The organism is Priestia sp. BR_2 (assembly GCF_041954005.1).
GTDB lineage: Bacteria > Bacillota > Bacilli > Paenibacillales > Paenibacillaceae > Paenibacillus_AQ > Paenibacillus_AQ lautus_A.
Genome location: NZ_JAVFHM010000039.1, coordinates 1 through 700, shown reverse-complemented (window position 1 = coordinate 700; position 700 = coordinate 1). Strand labels below are relative to the sequence as shown.

The window sequence follows — 700 nt, the reverse complement described above, 5'->3', positions numbered from 1 at the left end:
AACAAAGGATCCTTCTCCAAAATATTCGTCATTTTCGATTAAATAAGTATCGTCTTCTAATACTGAAAAATACCTTGGTGCTAAATGACTAACTTTACTGTATGCAAATTCTAAGTACTCTTCTAGCTTTTCTACTTCTAGGTTACCTTGAGTAGCATATTCACACCATTTTTGAACAAATTGGTTAAGAGTTTCAAAACGCTTAAGATATGCTATTAACCGGATAGGATTTACGATAGTTAGCTTTCTAGAGTCAGGTATTCTAGATTCTCCCTTTTTCGTATCAAAATAATCTACGGCACCTATAATATTGATGTTTTGATAAATATGTTTAGCAACGGAAGAAGAAGTTGAAACACGAGAAAGAACTTCTTCTAATTCTTGCTCTAGTCCTTGAGGATCTAGTACAAAAAAACCTTCTTTAAATGCTTTGTTTATATGAACTAAATACTGCTCTAAATAAGCTGAAAAATAATCAAAGTGCTGCTGCATGTTTTGATCATTCATAGAGAGATAATTTTTCACACTTGACTTCATATAGTTATTAACATCTAATATTTCTAGGTCACTCTCTGCATAATTTTTGATGTAAGGTAAAATACCTTTTTCAGCATATTGCTTAAGAGTGCATAACTCTAGATTATTAAATGAGGTAATTTTAAATTTACGATTTCCTATAACTTCATTATCAATGTAGTGT

Annotated in this window: 1 pseudogene; it reads right to left on the bottom strand. The window is 30.6% G+C overall.

The features are described from left to right. Positions 1 to 700: pseudogene (locus tag RB298_RS00475) on the bottom strand (hypothetical protein); the annotation flags it as partial.